This is a genomic window from Cognatiyoonia sp. IB215182, from assembly GCF_033963905.1.
In the GTDB taxonomy this organism is placed as follows: domain Bacteria; phylum Pseudomonadota; class Alphaproteobacteria; order Rhodobacterales; family Rhodobacteraceae; genus Yoonia.
In genome coordinates this window covers 1-2,046 of record NZ_JAXBMB010000056.1, presented here as the reverse complement: position 1 = coordinate 2,046, position 2,046 = coordinate 1, and the positions used below count along the sequence as shown (strand labels likewise).

Below are 2,046 nucleotides of genomic sequence, written 5' to 3'. Positions count from 1 at the left end.
CGCGCCATCAATCCTGCCTCCAACACTAAGCCAACTGTGGCACAGTTTTAGGGGGCTAAGACAAGCGGTAAGTCAAAGTCCATATTCATCCTGGATATTGGTGATTGCTGATCAAGCATCTGAGCAAAACTCCATGTCGAAATGCAAACCCATCCAGTTATTTTCCACTCAAAACAACGATCTAATTTGAGTTAAGAGAGCAACAGCGCTGTAGCCGTTGCCCCCTTTTCCCTGCCTCGGGCGGATAATCCCTGGTCCACCCCCTCCCCCGAGAGGCGAGGGAGGGGGTGAGTGAGTGGTCGTGGGTGGGTTAACGGAAGTGTCCATCCAACGCCTCATGCACCCAACTCTAGGGCCAGGTTGCTGCATTGGAAAATACCGAGATATTATTCTTCAATAGGTATTAGCTATGAGAGATCGTGTCTTTGACCAGAAAAACGATCTCCTTATACATGCATGGCTTTAGCCTTGTAGAGCGGGTTTAGCCGGATCAACTGTGAGCAGGTTGTGAAAGACGGCCGCCATGCGGCGCGCAAGCCGTCGCCAGTCAAAGTCAAAACTGGGATTGTGCGGTACGGCCCTGCGAGCGAATACAGCATTGTTGAACTGTGTCGTGGCACAGACCCCAGCATAGTTGATATCTATTCAAATATAGAATTTCAGTATTTTCCAATATGGCGCGCTGCTTCTAATTCTGCATACCAGACGAATTGATCGGGCGCATTTGTCGGCAATGAAACAACAAAACGCTATCAGCAAAAGCTCGGAGCGCCGACTGGGAAAACAGCATCAGGTTTCCATCCATCATCGATGCGTTCCAGATCAACGTCGATCGCTCACCAGTTTGAATTGGATGTCAAAGTAGCGCAGTCGCAGGCAATTCAGGCGTCGTGAGAAAGACACCTCAACTTCACGTAACCCATCGCGCTTTGGAAGAATGACCAATGACCTATCATGTAAAAACTGCCCTGCTGGCCCTTGCAACCGCCTTGCCAACGCATGCGCTTGCCGATTGGAACGGCGCATATGCTGGCTTCTCACTTGGCTCAACCGTTACAAATGAGCTGTCAGGCGAAGATGATGGTAGTTCCGTGACTTATGAGGCTGACCCAAGCGCTGCTCTTGGCATATTCAGTGGCTACACTGTACAAAATGACGATTTCGTCTTTGGTGGCGAAGGTGTTTTTCAACTCGCCCCCGATGCCGAATTCGAGATTAGTGGACGAAAGATAACTGTGGACCTTGATATCTTTGATCTGAAAGGTCGTGTCGGCTACGCGGTCAACAACATCTTGTTCTATGGTGTGGCAGGCGTCTCTCGCATTTCAGTAGACGAAGTCCGGGCAAACGGGTTCAACTTTGGCGTTGGTGCTGACTACGATCTCGGGAACAACATCGTCATCGGGGCAGAGTATCTCGCACGACGTGCCACGGTAGAGGAAGATGAAGATGATGACGTCGCGCTCGACACACTTGCTCTCAGGACGGCTTACAGATTCTGATCAAGAATTTGTAGCATGATAAAGCAAGCCGTGCCTTCTTGGCACGGCTTTTGTGTGTCGCGGCGTGGCCGGCATTCCGCCGAGCAAGTCTTTCGGGCGCTCAACGCCTTGCAGAGGTTCGTTCAGGATTTCCTTTGAGATTGTCATTCATGCTTCCTTTCGGTGAAGTATGAACCGGATCAGTCATATACAAAAGACCGGACACTCTCAGACAGGGGGCTGCCGAAAGAGAGCTCACCTCGGGCACCGAAATCGGAAACAACCTAATGACGGAGAAATCATCATGTGAGGCCGGACATAAGACTGCTTCTGAAAGGTGCACACTGTCTCATTTAACCCTTGCGATGCGGGCGCCACCCACACAGGACATTCGATTCACGGTCTGCACTGATCGAGCAGTGGACAACCCCGATATTCAAAAGCATTTCCCAAAGTATAGCAATTGCGGCAAAACGGTCATCCGTACCGATCCCTCCAAGCCCAAAAGAAAGGCCCCAAGTGCGAAGGGGCCTTGCTAATTCTCACTTCATTGCATGCGAAGGGG

Annotated in this window: 1 protein-coding gene; it reads left to right on the top strand. The window is 50.8% G+C overall.

Translation table 11 applies throughout. From position 1 onward, the window contains the following. Positions 1 to 944 precede the first annotated feature (944 nt). Positions 945 to 1,502 (top strand): outer membrane protein, encoded by a 558-nt coding sequence (locus tag SLH47_RS26200; RefSeq protein WP_320244083.1) that lies wholly within the window; start codon positions 945 to 947, stop codon positions 1,500 to 1,502. Positions 1,503 to 2,046 lie beyond the last annotated feature (544 nt).

Coding starts and splice junctions, on each gene's coding strand:
- SLH47_RS26200 (WP_320244083.1), top strand. CDS start 945: ATGACCTATCATGTAAAAACTGCCCTGCTGGCCCTTGCAACCGCCTTG.